The organism is Rhodococcus sp. SBT000017, assembly GCF_003688915.1.
GTDB lineage: Bacteria > Actinomycetota > Actinomycetes > Mycobacteriales > Mycobacteriaceae > Rhodococcoides.
Window position 1 is genome coordinate 1,013,554 of the sequence record NZ_REFU01000001.1, and the last position, 15,181, is coordinate 1,028,734.

The window sequence follows — 15,181 nt, forward strand, 5'->3', positions numbered from 1 at the left end:
CTCTACTCTCCCGCTCTGTTCGCCACGACTCCGCCGCGGACGGTGATTCGTCCGCGCAACACCGTCGTGGTCACCTTCGAGGAGAAGGTCATGTCCTCGAACGGCGTGTTGTGTGCGACGCTGGCCAGCTTCTTGCCCGAGACCGTCCAGCTCGCATTCGGGTCCACCAGCGTGAGGTTGGCGATCTCGCCGACCTCGACAGGCCGTCCCTGATCGGCCAATCCGACGATCTGTGCGGGACGCTCGCTCATCACCCGCGCCACGCCGCGCCAATCGAGCAGTCCCGGGGTCACCATCGTGTCGACGACGATGGACAGTGCGGTTTCGAGCCCGAGCATTCCGGGACGGGCGATCGAGAACTCACAGCACTTGTCCTGCTCGGCATGCGGAGCGTGATCGGTTGCCACACAATCGATCACACCGTCGGCCAAGCCCTTGCGCAGGGCGTCGACATCGGACTTCTCGCGCAGTGGCGGGTTCACCTTGTTGATCGCGTCGTACGTCTCGAGCCGCGAATCGTCGAGCAGCAGGTGATGCGGGGTGACCTCGGCGGTGATCGAAATGCCCTGTCCGCGTGCCCATTTCATCAACTCGACGGTTCCCGCGGTGGATGCATGGCAGATGTGCACCCGCGCACCCGCGTCACGGGCGAGCAGGGCGTCGCGTGCCACGATCGATTCCTCTGCCGCGCGTGGCCAACCGGCCAGTCCGAGACGCGCCGCAGTGGGCCCCTCGTGTGCGACGGAACCGACGGTGAGCCTGGGCTCCTCGGCGTGCTGAGCGATGAGTACACCGAGCGAACTCGAGTACTCCAGTGCCCGACGCATGATCAGTGGATCGTCGACGCAGTGGCCGTCGTCGGAGAACATCTTCACCCGGCCGATTCCCGCTGCCATCGTGGCCATCTCGGCGAGCTGCTTGCCCTTCAATCCGACGGTGATCGCTCCGACCGGGTGGACGTCGACGAGGCCGACTTCCTGTCCCCGACGCCACACGTGATCGGTGACCACCACCGAGTCGGCGACCGGATCGGTGTTCGCCATCGCGAACACTGCGGTGTACCCGCCCAGAGCGGCTGCGGCCGAACCGGATTCGATCGTTTCGGTGTCCTCGCGGCCCGGCTCGCGCAGGTGCGTGTGCATGTCGACGAATCCGGGCAGCAGAATTTGGCCGTGGGCATCGACGACCTCGGCACCGTCGGCGTCGAGGTCCGAGCCGATTCCGGCGATCTCCTCACCGGTGATCAGGACGTCGGTTTCGGGGCCCTCGCCGTACAGCACCACGCCGCGGAGTAGGACCGAGGTCGCAGGTGCGTTCACGACGCACCCCCGTCCGAACCGACCAGCAATCGGAACAGCACCGCCATCCGCACGTGAACTCCATTCGTAACCTGTTGCAGAACTGCAGTTTTCGGAGAATCGGCCACCGAGGATGCGATCTCCATTCCGCGCAGCATCGGACCCGGGTGCAGTACGACGGCATGCTCGGGCAGCAGGTCGAGCCTGCGCTGCGAGAGCCCGTACGTGATCGAGTACTCGCGAGCGGAGGGGAAGAACCCGCCGTTCATTCGCTCGGCCTGCACTCGGAGCATCAGCACCGCATCCAGACCGGGCAGTTCGGCGTCGATGTCGTGCGAGACCCGCACCGGCCAGCCGGTCACTCCGACGGGCAGCAGGGTCGGTGGTGCGATCAGCACCACCTCGGCACCGAGCTTGGCCAGCAGGATCGCGTTCGAGCGCGCCACCCGGCTGTGCAGGATGTCGCCGACGATCGCCACCCGACGGCCGGCGATGTCGCCGAGTCGTTGGCGAACCGTCAGGGCGTCGAGCAGCGCCTGGGTGGGGTGTTCGTGGGTGCCGTCGCCGGCATTGATCACCGCGGGGCCGCCACCAGGAGTGGAGTCTGCGGAATGACCATCGAGGCCAGCGCCCTGATCGGCGGTCCACTGGGCGATCTGGTGTGCGGCACCGGACGCCGGGTGTCTGACTATGAGCGCATCGGCACCTGCGGCGCGCAGCGTCATCGCGGTGTCGCGGAGCGACTCTCCCTTCGACACAGACGAGCTGCTGGCGCTGACGTTGATGACGTCGGCGCTCATCCACTTTCCTGCCACCTCGAACGAGACGCGGGTGCGCGTCGAGTTCTCGAAGAACACCGTCATGATGGTGCGTCCGCGCAGGGTCGGGAGTTTCTTGACTTCGCGGCCGAGAAGCGCTTGCTCGAATCGTTCGGCTTCGTCGAGAAGCTCGGTGGCCGATTCGGCCGTCAGGTCGGCGACCGAGAGCAAGTGCTTCATCGAGCGGATCCTCCCTCGGACAGGCTGACCCCGTCGCGGCCGTCGTGTTCGGAGAGCAGCACCGACACGTCCTCGGTGCGCGCTGTGGGGACGTTCTTGCCGACGTAGTCCGCACGAAGCGGAAGCTCGCGGTGGCCGCGGTCGATCAGGACCGCGAGTTGTACGGCTCGGGGGCGGCCGAGATCACGCAGGGCGTCGAGCGCGGACCGCACGGTTCGCCCGGAGAACAGCACGTCGTCGACCAGTACCACGAGTGCGTCGTCGACACCGCCCGTCGGCACCGACGTGCGTTCGAGCGGACGGTGCGGCTTGTTCCGCAGATCGTCGCGGTAGAGGGTGATGTCGAGGGACCCGAGCGGAGGACGCACGCCCGAGAAGGCCTCGATACGTTCGACGAGTCGTTCCGCCAACGTGGTCCCGCGAGTGGGAATGCCGAGTAGCACCACGCGCGGCGAGTCTGCGGCGTCGAGGGCCGTCTTCTCGATGATCTGATGGGCCATGCGGGAGATGGTGCGTCCCACATCGGCCGAGGACAGCAACTCGCGAACGGCGGGGTTCGCGGACGAGCTTTCGGGCGCAGGCAAACTACGACCTCCTTCTCCGCCTCTCTGGACGGATCGTTAAAGGATGTCTGACAACAGCTGCATAGAGCCTAGCAACGCTCTGCGAACCGCGACCAGCAGGCTCGCAGAGCGTTCGGTCACACGAGCGTCGACGGTCCGATCACTGCTCGGCGTCGACCGACGGTTCGCCGGACTGCGTACGGCTCGAGACCGCGGCGGCCGCGGCGCGTACCTGCGGCGCGACCAGGACGATCTGACCGAGCACGCCGTTGACGAAGCCGGGCGAATCGTCGGTGGACAGCTGTTTGGCCAGCTCGACGGCTTCGTCGACGGCGACGACGGGTGGCACGTCGGTGGCGTGGAACAGCTCCCACACTGCGACGCGAAGGATGGCCCTGTCGACTGCAGGCAGACGGGTGAGCGTCCAGTCCTTGAGGTGATCGGCGATCACTCCGTCGAGGCGATCGAGATTCTCGGCCACACCCTCGATCAACGTCTTGGTGTAGTCACTGACGGGAGCGATCGTGTCGTCGCCGCTTGCGAGTTCGATGCGCTCGGTGGTCAGATTCACCGGGTCGACGTTGCGCGCCTCCGCCTCGAACAGAAAGTCCACCGCACGCTTGCGGGCCTTGTGGCGCGCACCGAGCTTCTTCGCACCGGGGGCACCGTTCTGCGAGGCGGAGGATGTCGACTTGTTCGATGACACGTTAGGAGTTCACACGCCCGAGGTAGTTTCCGTCACGCGAGTCGACCTTGAGCTTGTCGCCGGTGTTGATGAACAGCGGCACCGAGATTTCGGCTCCGGTCTCGAGGGTCGCCGGCTTGGTGCCGCCGGTGGAGCGGTCGCCCTGCAGACCGGGATCGGTGTGCTTGACCTCGAGCTCGACCGTGACGGGAAGCTCTACGTACAGCGGCACGCCCTCGTGCATGGCAACCTGAACCCGGAGGTTCTCGAGCAGGAAGCGCGCGCCGTCACCGACGGTGGCTTCACCGATCGCTAGCTGGTCGTAGGTGTCGGCGTCCATGAACACGTAATCGCTACCGTCGTGGTAGAGGTACGTCATATCGCGACGGTCGACCGTTGCGGTCTCGACCTTCACACCGGCGTTGAACGTCTTGTCGACGACCTTGCCCGAGAGCACGTTCTTGAGCTTGGTCCGCACGAATGCGGGTCCCTTGCCGGGCTTGACGTGCTGGAATTCGATGATCGACCACAGCTGGTTCTCCAGGTTGAGAACCAGTCCGTTCTTGAAATCGCTGGTGGAAGCCACTTGCTTCGGGTCTCCTCAATCGTTTGTGCGCGTGACGCGCCGTCGGTCACGGGCTTGGATTCGCTCCCGCCCGCGCGCTAGACGGACGTGAGTTCCTTGCTTGTCAGGGTGAGCAGTTCCGGACCCCCGTCGCGAACGACGAGTGTGTCCTCGATCCGAACGCCGCCGCGACCGGAGAAGTAGACACCCGGCTCGACGGTGACCGCTGCACCGCTCAGCAGTGTACCGGTGCTCGTCTTCGCGATTCCCGGCGCTTCGTGGATTTCCAGGCCGACGCCGTGGCCGAGCCCGTGGAGGAAGTACTCCCCGTACCCTGCGTCCTCGATCACCGATCGCGACGCGGCGTCGACCGAGGCGGTGGTCACTCCCGGTGCCAGAGCCTCTCGACCTGCCGTCTGGGACCGCTGCACCAGCTCGTACAGATCGCGCTGCCACTGCGCGGGAGTCCCGATCACGAAGGTCCGAGTCATGTCCGAGTGGTAACCGCCGACGAGTGCACCGAAGTCGAGCTTGACGAAGTCGCCGTCGGCCAGCACCGCATCGGTGGGCCGGTGATGCGGGACCGCGGAGTTGGCCCCCGCAGCGACGATGGTCTCGAACGAGATCGCATCGGCACCGTGATCGAGCATCGACGACTCCAGCTCGCGCGCGACCTCACGCTCGGTCCGACCGGCACGGATGCCGCCCCCACCGATCAACCGAGCCAGGGCGTCGTCGGCGGCCCGGCAGGCGTCCCTGAGCAACCCCACCTCGAACTCGTCCTTGACCATGCGCAGCGATTCCACGACACCCGGTGCGCGCACCAACTCCACAGCGCCGTCGAGCTCGGACCACGCGCGATGAGCGTCGACGGTCACCACGTGGCTCTCGAAACCGACCCGGCCGCCACGCCCCGACACACCCGATCGAAGCAGGTGGATCGCCGAGGCCCGGTCGATCTCGGCCCGCAGATCCGGCACCTGCTCGGCCACCTGAGTGACGTACCGACCGTCGGTGCAGATGACCGTCCGATCCTCGTCACCGGCCGAATCGGTCGCCGAGACCAGCAATGCGGCGTTCGACCCGGTGAAGCCCGTCAGATATCGGACGTTGAGAAGATCGGTGATCAACATCGAATCGAGTGCGTCGGCGGCCAACAGTTCTCGTAGGGCACCACGACGGGCACCGAAATCGGCAGGCATGCCGTCGACATTACCGGTCGTTCCATGGGCTCCTTTTCACTCGACCGGGTCACCGAAGTTGTGGGCCCCGACACACGAAGTTCGACGTGCGGATATGCTGTGCCGCATGACTGGGTGGGCAGTGCGTGGCATATGTATGGGGTTGTTCAATGTCGTCGTTCGACTGCTGCTGGGGGCAGCAGTATCGATGTGGCCGCTGAGCGGATCGGCACTGCGCTGGGTGGCATACGCCCTCGTGCTGCTCGTCATCATCGTGTGGGCCGGCATCGACGGAATCCGCGACCGACGCAAGCATCCTGACCCCGACGACGGCGAGGACCTGACCATGGTCTGGCTCAAAGCCGCTGTGGTCGGTGGACTCCTCGGAGGTCTCCTGAGCTGGATCGTCGACTTCTTCGTCGACTTCAGCCTGGGTCAGAACGGTCTGGTCTTCGAGCTGACGTCCGGAGCCGCGTTCACCATTCTCACCATCTTCATCGCCGCCAGCGTCGCGGTGTTCGTGGGAAGACAGATCGTCAACCGCGAGGCCAAGAAGAAGTTGGCCACGTCGGACGCCGAACGAGCGCACGACCGCCAGCTGGTCAACGCAGGCCAGGAGAACCGGTCGAGTCAGGCCGAAACTGCGCGGTCGGAAACTCCGCAATCAGAAACTCAGTGGGCCTCCGAGCACGGCGAAGCCGACACCGAGGTGTTCTCGGCGGTGGACGCAGACGGCAAGCCACGGCTGGACGAGCGCGGTCGTCACGGCAGCGCCGACGGTTCCTGACTCCCTCACATCGGCCTACGGGCGGTGATCGACGCTGTGCGCGTCGATCACCGCCCGTTCTTCGTTCGAACCCGAGTCGCCTCTCACGGGTCACAACAGGATGGCCGACCCACCTGCGGCCGGGGCCTCGCGGCCGACCGCCGAGAATGCGGCGACGAGCAGTGCCGGATCCGGACCCTCGAGCCGTCCTGGCTTGGCCAGACCGTCCAGAACCACGAACCGCAGCAACCCGGCACGGTTCTTCTTGTCCGTCTGCATGCCCTTGAGCAGATCCGAGAACGCGTGCTCGTCGTAGGTGACCGGCAAGCCGACCGATTCGAGAATCGAACGGTGGCGGTCGGCAGTTGCGTCGTCCAGGCGGCCGGCCAGGCGGCCCAGCTCGGCGGCGAACACCAGACCGACCGACACCGCGGCACCGTGACGCCAGCGGTACTGCTCCCGCCGCTCGATCGCGTGCGCGAGCGTGTGCCCGTAGTTCAGGATCTCGCGCAGGTTCGACTCGCGCAGATCGGCCGCCACCACCTTCGCCTTGACCTCGACCGAGCGCCTGATCAACTCCGGCAGAACGTCGCCGGTCGGATCCAGCGCCGCAGCAGGATCGGCCTCGATGATGTCGAGAATCTTCGGATCCGCGATGAACCCGGTCTTGATCACCTCGGCCATGCCCGAGACGATCTCGTTCTTCGGCACGGTCTCGAGCGTCGCCAGATCGATCAACACGGCGGCCGGTTCGTGGAACGAGCCGACGAGGTTCTTGCCCGCATCGGTGTTGATGCCGGTCTTGCCGCCCACGGCCGCGTCGACCATGGCCAGCAGCGTGGTCGGGACGTGCACGATACGGACGCCGCGCATCCAGGTCGCTGCCACGAATCCGGCCAGGTCCGTTGCCGCTCCGCCGCCCAGACTGACGATCGCGTCGCTGCGAGTGAGACCGATTCGGCCGAGGACTTCCCAGCAGAACCCCGCCACAGCAAGGTCCTTGCCGTCCTCGGCATCCGGGATCTCGATGCGGTGAGCGTCGATTCCCTTGTCCGCCAACGCAGCTCGGACAGCATCCGCGGTCTCTGCCAGCGGAGGCTGGTGGAAGATCGCCACGGTGGCCGTTCCGGCGAGCTCGTCGACGAGGTCCGTCAACAGACCTCGGCCGATGATCACCGGATACGGGTTGGCAGTCTCGACCTGGACGCGCACTGGCTCTGTCATCGAATCACCTTCATCTACTGGGGGTTTTTCTCGTTCGCATCGCGCCCGGGAACAGGGGCGATCGCCGTCAGCTTCGCCACCAACTGGCCTACGACCCGCGCGGGGCTGCGACTGTCGGTGCGCACTCGCACCGTGGCGACCGAACGATAGAGAGGTCGCCGATGACGCATCAGTTCCTGGTACTTCGCACGCGGGTCGGGACCGGCGAGCAGCGGCCGAACCGTATTGGCGCCGGTACGCCGAAGCCCTTCGGCCACACTGATTTCCAGGTACACCACGGTGTGCCCGGACAGCAAGGCGCGGGTCGCGGGCGACAACACAGCACCACCACCGAGGGAGACGATTCCATCGTGCGAGGCCAGAGCACCGGCGACTATCCGCTCCTCGATCTGCCGAAAAGCCGGTTCGCCGTCGCGGCTGAAGATGTCGGCGATCGTACGACCGGTGTCTCGCTCGATGGCCACATCGGTGTCGAACAGATCCAGGTCGAGAGCCTGTGCCAGCCGTCGACCGATCGTCGACTTCCCTGCTCCCGGCGGTCCGACGAGGACCGCGTACGGGGTCATCGTGGAGGTCGGGCGGCGGTGCCCTTCACGTAGTGGTCGACGTTGCTCGTCGTCTCCGCCAGCGAGTCCCCACCGAACTTCTCCAACGCTGCCTGCGCGACCACAAGGGCGACCATGGTCTCGGCCACGACACCGGCGGCCGGAACCGCGCAGACGTCCGAGCGCTGATGAATGGCCACTGCCTCGTCGCCGGTCGTCATGTCGACCGTCGCCAACGCGCGCGGAACCGTCGAGATGGGCTTCATCGCCGCCCGCACTCGCAGTGCCTCACCATTGGTCATACCGCCCTCGATGCCGCCTGCACGGTTGGTCGAGCGCAACACACCGTCCGGGCCGGGCTTGATCTCGTCGTGGGCGACGCTTCCGCGTCGACGCGCGGTCTCGAAACCGTCCCCGATCTCGACCCCCTTGATGGCCTGGATACCCATCAGTGCCGCGGCGAGTCTGGCGTCGAGCTTGCGTTCTCCGGAGACGAACGATCCGAGGCCGACGGGGAGGCCGTGCACGACGACCTCGACGACGCCGCCGAGGGTGTCGCCGTCCTTCTTCGCGGCCTCGATCTCGGCGATCATCGATTCTTCGGCGGCTTTGTCGAAGGCGCGAACCGGAGAGGCGTCGATCGCGTCGAGATCGGCACCTGCGGGCGGCGGTCCGACGTAGGGGTCGGATGCGCCGATGGAGATCACATGGGACACGACCTCGACGCCGAACGCCTGCTTCAGGAACAGACGGGCGACAGTGCCGATGGCGACCCGGGCGGCCGTCTCACGGGCGCTGGCGCGTTCGAGAACCGGACGAGCGTCGTCGAAGCCGTACTTGAGCATTCCCGAGAAGTCGGCGTGGCCGGGCCGCGGCCGTGTCAACGGAGAGTTGCGCGCGAGATCCGCGAGCACTGCATCGTCGACGGGGTCGGCCGACATCACCTGCTCCCACTTGGGCCACTCCGTGTTGCCGACCTCGATCGCGACCGGCCCGCCCATGGTGCGTCCGTGTCGGACACCGCCGGTGAGGGTCACTTTGTCGGCCTCGAACTTCATGCGGGCACCACGGCCGTAGCCGAGGCGACGGCGAGCGAGTTGAGAGGCAATGTCGTCCGAGGTCACCTCTACTCCCGCGACCATTCCTTCGAGGATGGCGACGAGAGCGGGTCCGTGGGATTCTCCGGCAGTTATCCAGCGCAGCACTCGAACATCTTTTCACGCCAGGGACGCCGCGGATGCCAGCAGGGTGGCCGCGCACATGGACGGGCCGTGCGGGATGCGGGCTCGCCGGTGCCCGAACGCCGCGGCAATCGACCCCACCACGGCAGTTGCCACCGGTGCCGACAGCGCGGCGATCGCCCATCCTTCCCCGCCGCCGACGCACGCGATCGAGCCTACCGACCAGGCGAGTTTGACGTCCCCCGCTCCGAACGCCGCGGGCGCGAGAAGATGAACGACGAGGTAGATCGCGAACAGCAGAGCGCCGCCGAGCAGTGCCCCCGCCGAGCCGGTGAGCACGAGCGCGATCGTCACCACGATCGCACCGGGGACGGTCAAGACGTTCGGCAACCGGCGTCGCTGCAGGTCGACAGCGCTGAGCGCGGCGAACCACCACGTCGTGATGCACAACGGAACCGCGTACCCGGAACCGCCGAACCGCCACCAGACCCATCCGGTCCCGAGCGCACACAGCAGCGGCAGGAGCCGAGGCTCCCATCGGACCAGGAAGCGGCACATCGTCATTCCCGCGGCGGCACCGACCACGACCGCGACACACAGACCCATCATGATCGAAGGGTTGCACTGCGGCAGCGATCGGTTGTGTCGAAAGGCCCAGGTGGCAGATTGCCCTGTGTACAACTCACGGCCTGTGGACAACTACGGCCTGTAGACTACCGACGGTCCGAACTCACCGCATGGTGGTCAGCGCGTCCCGCATGATCGCTCTCGGGGCCGGCCTGCCGGTGAACTGTTCGACCTGCCCGTACGCCTGATTGAGCAGCATCGACAATCCGCTGATGACGGTTCCTCCGGCAGCCTCCACGGCAGTGGCGAGTGGCGTCGGCCAGGGATCGTAGATGGCGTCGAGAACCAACGGCGCATGGGCGAGATCCGACGCGATGTCGGCGGCTCCAGCCGCGGGAACGGTGCTGACCAGTACAGCCGACTCCGCTGCGACAGTGGCGAGACGAGGGTCGGTCATGTCCACGAACTCCGCGCGCATCCCCGCGGCGACGGCGCAGTCCAGTGTGTCCCGGGCGCGGTCGGCCGACCGCGCGACCACGGTGACCGCAGTAGCCCCGAGCCCGGCCAGCGCCACGACCGCCGGCCTCGACGTTCCCCCGGCACCGACCACCGTCACGGTGCTACCGGACAGGTCCTCGACTCCGGCGTCGCGCAGTGCACCCACGATCCCGTCGACGTCCGTGCAGTCGGCGCGCCAGCCCGACGCGGTGCGCACGAGGGTGTTCGCCGAGCCGGCCAGAACTGCCCGCGCGGTGCGCTCGGTCGCGTACGCCAGCGCTGCAACCTTGCCCGGCATGGTGACCGACACACCGACCCATTCGGGACCGAAACCGTCGAGCAGACCGGGCAACTGCTCACCGGTGCAGTCGATGCGCTCGTAGGTCCAGTCGGCGAGACCGAGCGCGCGATACGCAGCACAGTGCAGCACCGGCGACTTCGAATGTTCGACGGGGCTGCCCAACACGGCGGCGCGCATGTCAGCGACCGCTGTCGAGGAAGCCATCCTCGACCCTGGTGATGTTCGCCAGATGTTCCTCGTAGCTGCGGGTGAACAGAGTTTCGCCCGCCTGGTTGATGGTCACGAAGTACAACCAGTCGCCGTCGGCAGGCATCTCGACCGCCTGCACCGCACCGATACTCGGCGAGGAGATCGGGGTTGCGGGCAGCCCCTCGCTGGCATAGGTGTTCCACGGGGTGACGCGGGCTCGGTCGGCGTCGGTGGTGGCCACCTCGGTCGTGTCGAGCGAGTAGTTGACGGTCGAGTCGAACTCGAGCTTCTGCGGCACCGCGAGGCGGTTGAGGATCACCCGGGCCACTTTGCTGAAGTCCTGGGGCAGGGACTCACGTTCGACGAGCGAGGCGGCGACGAGGGTGTCGTACGGAGTCAGCCCGGAGTTGGCACCGGCGGTGAGGATTCCGGTGTCCTCGTAGCGAGTCGCACTCTCGGACACCAACTGCTTCAGAATGTCGGTCGGAGTCGCGCTGGGGTCGAAATCCCAGGTTCCCGCGGCGATCAGGCCTTCGAGCTGCCGATCGCGATCCGGGACTCCCTCGACGCGATCGGTGGCCCAGTCCGGGACGCCCAAGGCAGCCGGGTCGTCCACGGCTCCTGCCACGTTGAGATCGTCGTAGCTCACGCAGGTTGGGGTTCCACTGCCGGTTCGGTCCACGCAGCTGGCCTCGGAGATCAGGGTGTAGATGCCCTTCTTGACGGCATCGGTGTTCACGTCGCGCGCATCGTGAAGCTGTCGGCCCTCCGAGATCACCATGTTGCCCACCCGGGACGCGGGGTCCACGAGTTCGGTCACGGCCTGCGATGCAGGCACGTTGCTGGCGAGCAGATAGAAGCCGGGTTGAACCGAAGTGATGGCGTTGTTCAGGAGGGCTGCCTCGAGGAACGCACCCGAGCTGGCCACGACACCCTTGTCCGCTGCCTGGGTACCGATCTGCTGTGCGGTGTCGTTGGGATGAACCTGAATCACCACGCCGTCCCCCGGGGAGCCTGCGGCGAAGTCCGCGTTCGGTGTCGTGCGATTGCCGAACTTGTTCACCGCGAAATACCCTCCGCCCGCCACGGCCACAAGCAGTACGAGCCCGAGCACTGCAGCCACCAGCCAACCGCGACGCTTGCGGCTGGACGCGGCTCGGTCCTTGCGGGTCGCAGCACGGCTACGCCCGACCTCCTGGGGCACCGCCCCGCGCTCGGCCTCGTGATCGGGCTCCCGATCTACGTTCCGAGATGCCCGGGGGTGCGGCTCCTGACGCTGCGGATGGCCCTGCATGCGTCGGTCGAACTCGCTGCCCTCGTCCACGGAATAGCCGATCGGGTCGGTGTGCGCCTCGTCCGAGCGCGCGTCTCGCCGGTCCCGATCGGGCCCTTGGTTGTTCACTCGTCGACCTCCGTCGATCCTGAATTGTTCGCTGCACGATCCGACACGGCACGGCGCTCGTCGAGCCAGCCCTGCAATATCGCCACCGCCGCAGCCTGATCGATCACCGATCGTTGGTTCTTGGCTCGCACTCCACTGTCCCGTAACGCGCGCGATGCGCTCACGGTAGTCAGTCGCTCGTCGGCCATCCGAATCGGTACATCACCCAACCGCCGGTACAGGGAGCGGCCGAATCTCTCGGCTGCCTCGACGGCGCTGCCGCGCTCTCCGCGCAGCGTCCGGGGAAGCCCGATCACGATCTCGACGGCCTCGTACTCGGCGACGATCTCCGCCACCCGCACCACGTCCGGCGCGTCGGGACCCTTGATCTTCGACCGCGGCACGGTCTCGACCGGCGTGGCGAGTACACCGTCGGGATCACTCGAGGCGATGCCGATGCGGACGCTGCCGACGTCGATGCCGATACGACGGCCGCGTCCGGGATCGTCGACGCCTGGCCGATCGGGGCCGCGCCCCTGACCTACCACGATCGTCAGTGGGTCGTGAGTTCGTTCAGCCGAGCCCGGGCGGCGTCGATACCGGCTGCGATTCCGGCGACGTCCGATCCCGACCCCTGAGCCAGCTCGGGCTTGCCGCCGCCTCGGCCACCGATGCTCGGACCGAAGGCCGCCACCAGATCGCCTGCCGCGACGCCTGCATCCTGAGCTGCCTTGTTGGTCGAGACCACGAACGGGACCTTGCCGTTCACGGTGCCGAACAACACCACCACGGCCGGGTCGGTGCCCAGCCGTCCGCGAATGTCGGTCACCAGGGTGCGCAGGTCATTGCCGCCGACGCCGTCCGGTGCCTGAGCGACCACCGCTCGCACATCACCGAATCGCTCGGCCTTGCCGACGAACTCACCTGCCGAGGCCAGCACGGCAGCGGCCTTGACGGCGTCGAGTTCCTTCTCCGCGACGCGCAGGCGCTCGACCATGGTTTCGATGCGGGCCGGGACCTCCTCGGACGGCACCTTCAGCGAGGACGCGATGCCGGCCAGCAGTGCGCGTTCCTTGGCGAGATAGCGGTACGAATCGAGGCCGACGAAGGCTTCGACTCGGCGCACTCCGGAGCCGACGGACGATTCACCGAGAATGGTGACAGGGCCGATCTGCGACGAGTGCTGCACGTGCGTACCACCGCACAGTTCCATCGAGAACGGTCCGCCGATTTCGACGACGCGCACTTCGTCGCCGTAGTTCTCGCCGAACAGGGCCATCGCGCCCATCTTCTTGGCGCTGTCGAGGTCGGTGACCAGAGTGTTGACCGCGAAGTCCGAACCCACCGCGTCGTTTGCGACGTTCTCGATGTCGTCGCGCTGGGCCTCCGAGAGTGCGCCCTGCCACGAGAAGTCGAACCTGAGGTAGCCGGGCTTGTTGAGCGATCCCGCCTGCGTCGCGTTCGGCCCGAGGACCTGTCTCAGTGCCGCATGCACCATGTGCGTACCCGAGTGGCCCTGCGTCGCACCCTTGCGCCAGGCGTGATCGACGTCGACGTGGACGGTGTCGCCTTCGGTGATCTGACCCGACTCGACCACGGACTTGTGCGTCCAGAGCTTCTTGGCGATCTTCTGCACGTCGTTGACCTTGACACCGAGGCCAGGGGCGGTGATCGTGCCGATGTCGGCGATCTGACCACCGGACTCGGCGTAGAGCGGACTGCGATCGAGAATGATCTCGATTCTGTCTCCCGCAACCGCGGTCGGAACCCGGACGCCGTTGGAGATCAACGCCAACACTGTTGCGTCGGAACCGAGTTCGTCGAATCCGGTGAACTCGGTCGGCGAACCGTCGACGAAATCCTTGTAGACCGTCAGGTCGGCGTGCGCGTGCTTGCGGGCGCGGGCGTCGTCCTTGGCCCGGTTGCGCTGCTCGGCCATCAGCGATCGGAATCCGTCCTCGTCGACAGACAGCCCCGCCTCGGCGGCCATCTCGAGCGTCAGATCGATCGGGAACCCGTAGGTGTCGTGCAGCGCGAATGCTTCTGCGCCGCCGATCTTCTTCGCACCCGACGCCTTGACTGCCTCGGCGGCACCCTCGAACAGTCGTGAGCCCGAGGTGAGGGTCTTGAGAAACGCCGTCTCCTCCCCCACCGCGACGGTGAGGATGCGATCGAAGTCGGTGACGAGGTTCGGGTAGGACTCGGCCATCGTGTCGCGCACGACGGTGACGAACTGAGCCATGGTCTCGTCGGGTGCTCCCAGCAGACGTGCCGAGCGTACGATGCGGCGCAGCAACCGGCGCAGTACGTAGCCGCGACCGTCGTTGCCGGGGTTGACCCCGTCGGAGATGAGCAGCGCAGCGGTGCGCGCGTGATCGGCGATGACGCGGAAACGGACGTCGTTTTCGTGATTCGCACCGTAGGCGCGTCCCGAGAGCTCCTCGGCCTTGGCGATCACCGGCCGAACGAGGTCGGTCTCGTAGACGTTGTCCACGCCCTGCAGCAGAAACGCGACGCGCTCGACGCCCATGCCGGTGTCGATGTTCTGTTTCGGCAACGGACCGAGGATCTCGAAGTCGTCCTTGCTGATTCCCTTGCCGCGCTCGTTCTGCATGAACACGAGGTTCCAGATCTCGATGTACCGATCCTCGTCGGCTTCTGGACCGCCCTCGGCACCGAACTCGGGTCCGCGGTCGTAGTAGATCTCCGAGCACGGGCCGCATGGGCCGGGAATGCCCATGGACCAGTAGTTGTCGGCCATTCCGCGCCGTTGAATTCGATCGTCGGGCAGGCCGGCGATCTCCTTCCAGAGTTCGATGGCCTCGTCGTCGTCGAGATATGCAGTGGCCCAGATGCGCTCGGGGTCGAACCCGTACCCACCGTCCTCGACACTGTCGGTCAACAGCGACCAGGCGTGCCGAATGGCGTCGCGCTTGAAGTAGTCACCGAACGAGAAGTTGCCTGCCATCTGGAAGAACGTGTTGTGGCGGGTGGTGATACCGACGTTCTCGATGTCGAGGGTGCGCACGCACTTCTGGACGCTCGTCGCCGTCTTGTACGGCGGTGTCTGCTGACCGAGGAAGAACGGCACGAAGGGGACCATGCCCGCGTTGACGAACAGCAGGTTCGGGTCGTCGAGAATCAACGACGCACTGGGTACTTCGGTGTGTCCCGCCTTCACGAAATGGTCGAGGAAACGCCTGCGGATCTCATGGGTCTGCACAGATACAGGTTAGCGT

General features: G+C 66.4%; 15 protein-coding genes. 1 reads left to right on the plus strand and 14 read right to left on the minus strand.

Going from position 1 to position 15,181, the window contains the following annotated elements:
• Positions 1 to 2 precede the first annotated feature (2 nt).
• From AYK61_RS04395 to AYK61_RS04420, 6 genes are all read right to left on the minus strand, one after another.
• Positions 3 to 1,319 (minus strand): dihydroorotase, encoded by a 1,317-nt coding sequence (locus tag AYK61_RS04395; protein WP_121869948.1) that lies wholly within the window; start codon positions 1,317 to 1,319, stop codon positions 3 to 5.
• Positions 1,316 to 2,296, minus strand: coding sequence for an aspartate carbamoyltransferase catalytic subunit (locus AYK61_RS04400; RefSeq protein ID WP_121869949.1), 981 nt, complete (start codon positions 2,294 to 2,296; stop codon positions 1,316 to 1,318). Before AYK61_RS04400 ends, AYK61_RS04395 begins: the two co-directional genes overlap by 4 nt.
• Entirely contained in the window at positions 2,293 to 2,880 is a 588-nt protein-coding gene (gene pyrR, locus AYK61_RS04405; RefSeq protein ID WP_121869950.1) for a bifunctional pyr operon transcriptional regulator/uracil phosphoribosyltransferase PyrR, read from the minus strand. Before pyrR ends, AYK61_RS04400 begins: the two co-directional genes overlap by 4 nt.
• Positions 2,881 to 3,019: 139 nt before the next feature.
• A complete protein-coding gene (gene nusB / locus AYK61_RS04410) occupies positions 3,020 to 3,565 on the minus strand; it encodes a transcription antitermination factor NusB (protein WP_121869951.1) in 546 nt (181 codons plus the stop codon).
• Between the two features lies 1 nt (position 3,566).
• Positions 3,567 to 4,130 carry an elongation factor P gene (gene efp, locus AYK61_RS04415; protein ID WP_121869952.1) on the minus strand — a complete coding sequence of 188 codons (564 nt, stop codon included), beginning with the start codon at positions 4,128 to 4,130 and terminating at the stop codon, positions 3,567 to 3,569.
• A gap of 77 nt (positions 4,131 to 4,207) precedes the next feature.
• Positions 4,208 to 5,311: a Xaa-Pro peptidase family protein gene (locus tag AYK61_RS04420; protein ID WP_121869953.1), complete on the minus strand. Its 1,104-nt coding sequence runs from the start codon at positions 5,309 to 5,311 to the stop codon at positions 4,208 to 4,210.
• Positions 5,312 to 5,417: 106 nt separating this feature from the next.
• Here AYK61_RS04420 and AYK61_RS04425 point away from each other — a divergent pair, with 106 nt between their 5' ends.
• A complete protein-coding gene (locus AYK61_RS04425) occupies positions 5,418 to 6,077 on the plus strand; it encodes a B-4DMT family transporter (RefSeq protein ID WP_121869954.1) in 660 nt (219 codons plus the stop codon).
• 90 nt (positions 6,078 to 6,167) lie between these two features.
• On the opposite strand, the gene aroB is transcribed toward AYK61_RS04425, so the two are convergent.
• The 8 genes from aroB to alaS form a co-directional block, all read right to left on the minus strand.
• Positions 6,168 to 7,280 carry a 3-dehydroquinate synthase gene (gene aroB, locus AYK61_RS04430; RefSeq protein WP_121869955.1) on the minus strand — a complete coding sequence of 371 codons (1,113 nt, stop codon included), beginning with the start codon at positions 7,278 to 7,280 and terminating at the stop codon, positions 6,168 to 6,170.
• A 14-nt stretch (positions 7,281 to 7,294) separates the two neighbouring features.
• On the minus strand, positions 7,295 to 7,846 hold the full coding sequence (locus tag AYK61_RS04435; protein WP_121869956.1) for a shikimate kinase: 552 nt from the start codon (positions 7,844 to 7,846) through the stop codon (positions 7,295 to 7,297).
• The gene (gene aroC, locus AYK61_RS04440) at positions 7,843 to 9,030 is read right to left on the minus strand and encodes a chorismate synthase (protein ID WP_094634352.1); all 1,188 of its coding nucleotides are present in this window, start codon (positions 9,028 to 9,030) and stop codon (positions 7,843 to 7,845) included. The genes AYK61_RS04435 and aroC overlap by 4 nt, the downstream gene beginning before the upstream one ends.
• Before the next feature lie 12 nt (positions 9,031 to 9,042).
• Positions 9,043 to 9,615, minus strand: coding sequence for an A24 family peptidase (locus tag AYK61_RS04445; RefSeq protein WP_259467929.1), 573 nt, complete (start codon positions 9,613 to 9,615; stop codon positions 9,043 to 9,045).
• A 121-nt stretch (positions 9,616 to 9,736) separates the two neighbouring features.
• Positions 9,737 to 10,576, minus strand: a complete 840-nt coding sequence (locus AYK61_RS04450) for a shikimate dehydrogenase (protein ID WP_397484767.1) — start codon at positions 10,574 to 10,576, stop codon at positions 9,737 to 9,739.
• The gene (gene mltG / locus AYK61_RS04455) at positions 10,551 to 11,963 is read right to left on the minus strand and encodes an endolytic transglycosylase MltG (RefSeq protein WP_121869958.1); all 1,413 of its coding nucleotides are present in this window, start codon (positions 11,961 to 11,963) and stop codon (positions 10,551 to 10,553) included. The genes AYK61_RS04450 and mltG overlap by 26 nt, the downstream gene beginning before the upstream one ends.
• Positions 11,960 to 12,490 carry a Holliday junction resolvase RuvX gene (ruvX, locus tag AYK61_RS04460; RefSeq protein ID WP_121869959.1) on the minus strand — a complete coding sequence of 177 codons (531 nt, stop codon included), beginning with the start codon at positions 12,488 to 12,490 and terminating at the stop codon, positions 11,960 to 11,962. The genes mltG and ruvX overlap by 4 nt, the downstream gene beginning before the upstream one ends.
• 5 nt (positions 12,491 to 12,495) lie before the next feature.
• The gene (alaS, locus tag AYK61_RS04465) at positions 12,496 to 15,165 is read right to left on the minus strand and encodes an alanine--tRNA ligase (RefSeq protein ID WP_121869960.1); all 2,670 of its coding nucleotides are present in this window, start codon (positions 15,163 to 15,165) and stop codon (positions 12,496 to 12,498) included.
• Positions 15,166 to 15,181 lie beyond the last annotated feature (16 nt).

What these genes read in the sequence shown, in the direction of transcription:
- AYK61_RS04400 (WP_121869949.1), bottom strand. Translation starts at nt 2,296, where the DNA reads ATGAAGCACTTGCTCTCGGTCGCCGACCTGACGGCCGAATCGGCCACC.
- AYK61_RS04420 (WP_121869953.1), bottom strand. Translation starts at nt 5,311, where the DNA reads ATGCCTGCCGATTTCGGTGCCCGTCGTGGTGCCCTACGAGAACTGTTG.
- AYK61_RS04425 (WP_121869954.1), top strand. Translation starts at nt 5,418, where the DNA reads ATGACTGGGTGGGCAGTGCGTGGCATATGTATGGGGTTGTTCAATGTC.
- aroB (WP_121869955.1), bottom strand. Translation starts at nt 7,280, where the DNA reads ATGACAGAGCCAGTGCGCGTCCAGGTCGAGACTGCCAACCCGTATCCG.
- AYK61_RS04435 (WP_121869956.1), bottom strand. Translation starts at nt 7,846, where the DNA reads ATGACCCCGTACGCGGTCCTCGTCGGACCGCCGGGAGCAGGGAAGTCG.
- AYK61_RS04445 (WP_259467929.1), bottom strand. Translation starts at nt 9,615, where the DNA reads ATGATGGGTCTGTGTGTCGCGGTCGTGGTCGGTGCCGCCGCGGGAATG.
- AYK61_RS04450 (WP_397484767.1), bottom strand. Translation starts at nt 10,576, where the DNA reads ATGGCTTCCTCGACAGCGGTCGCTGACATGCGCGCCGCCGTGTTGGGC.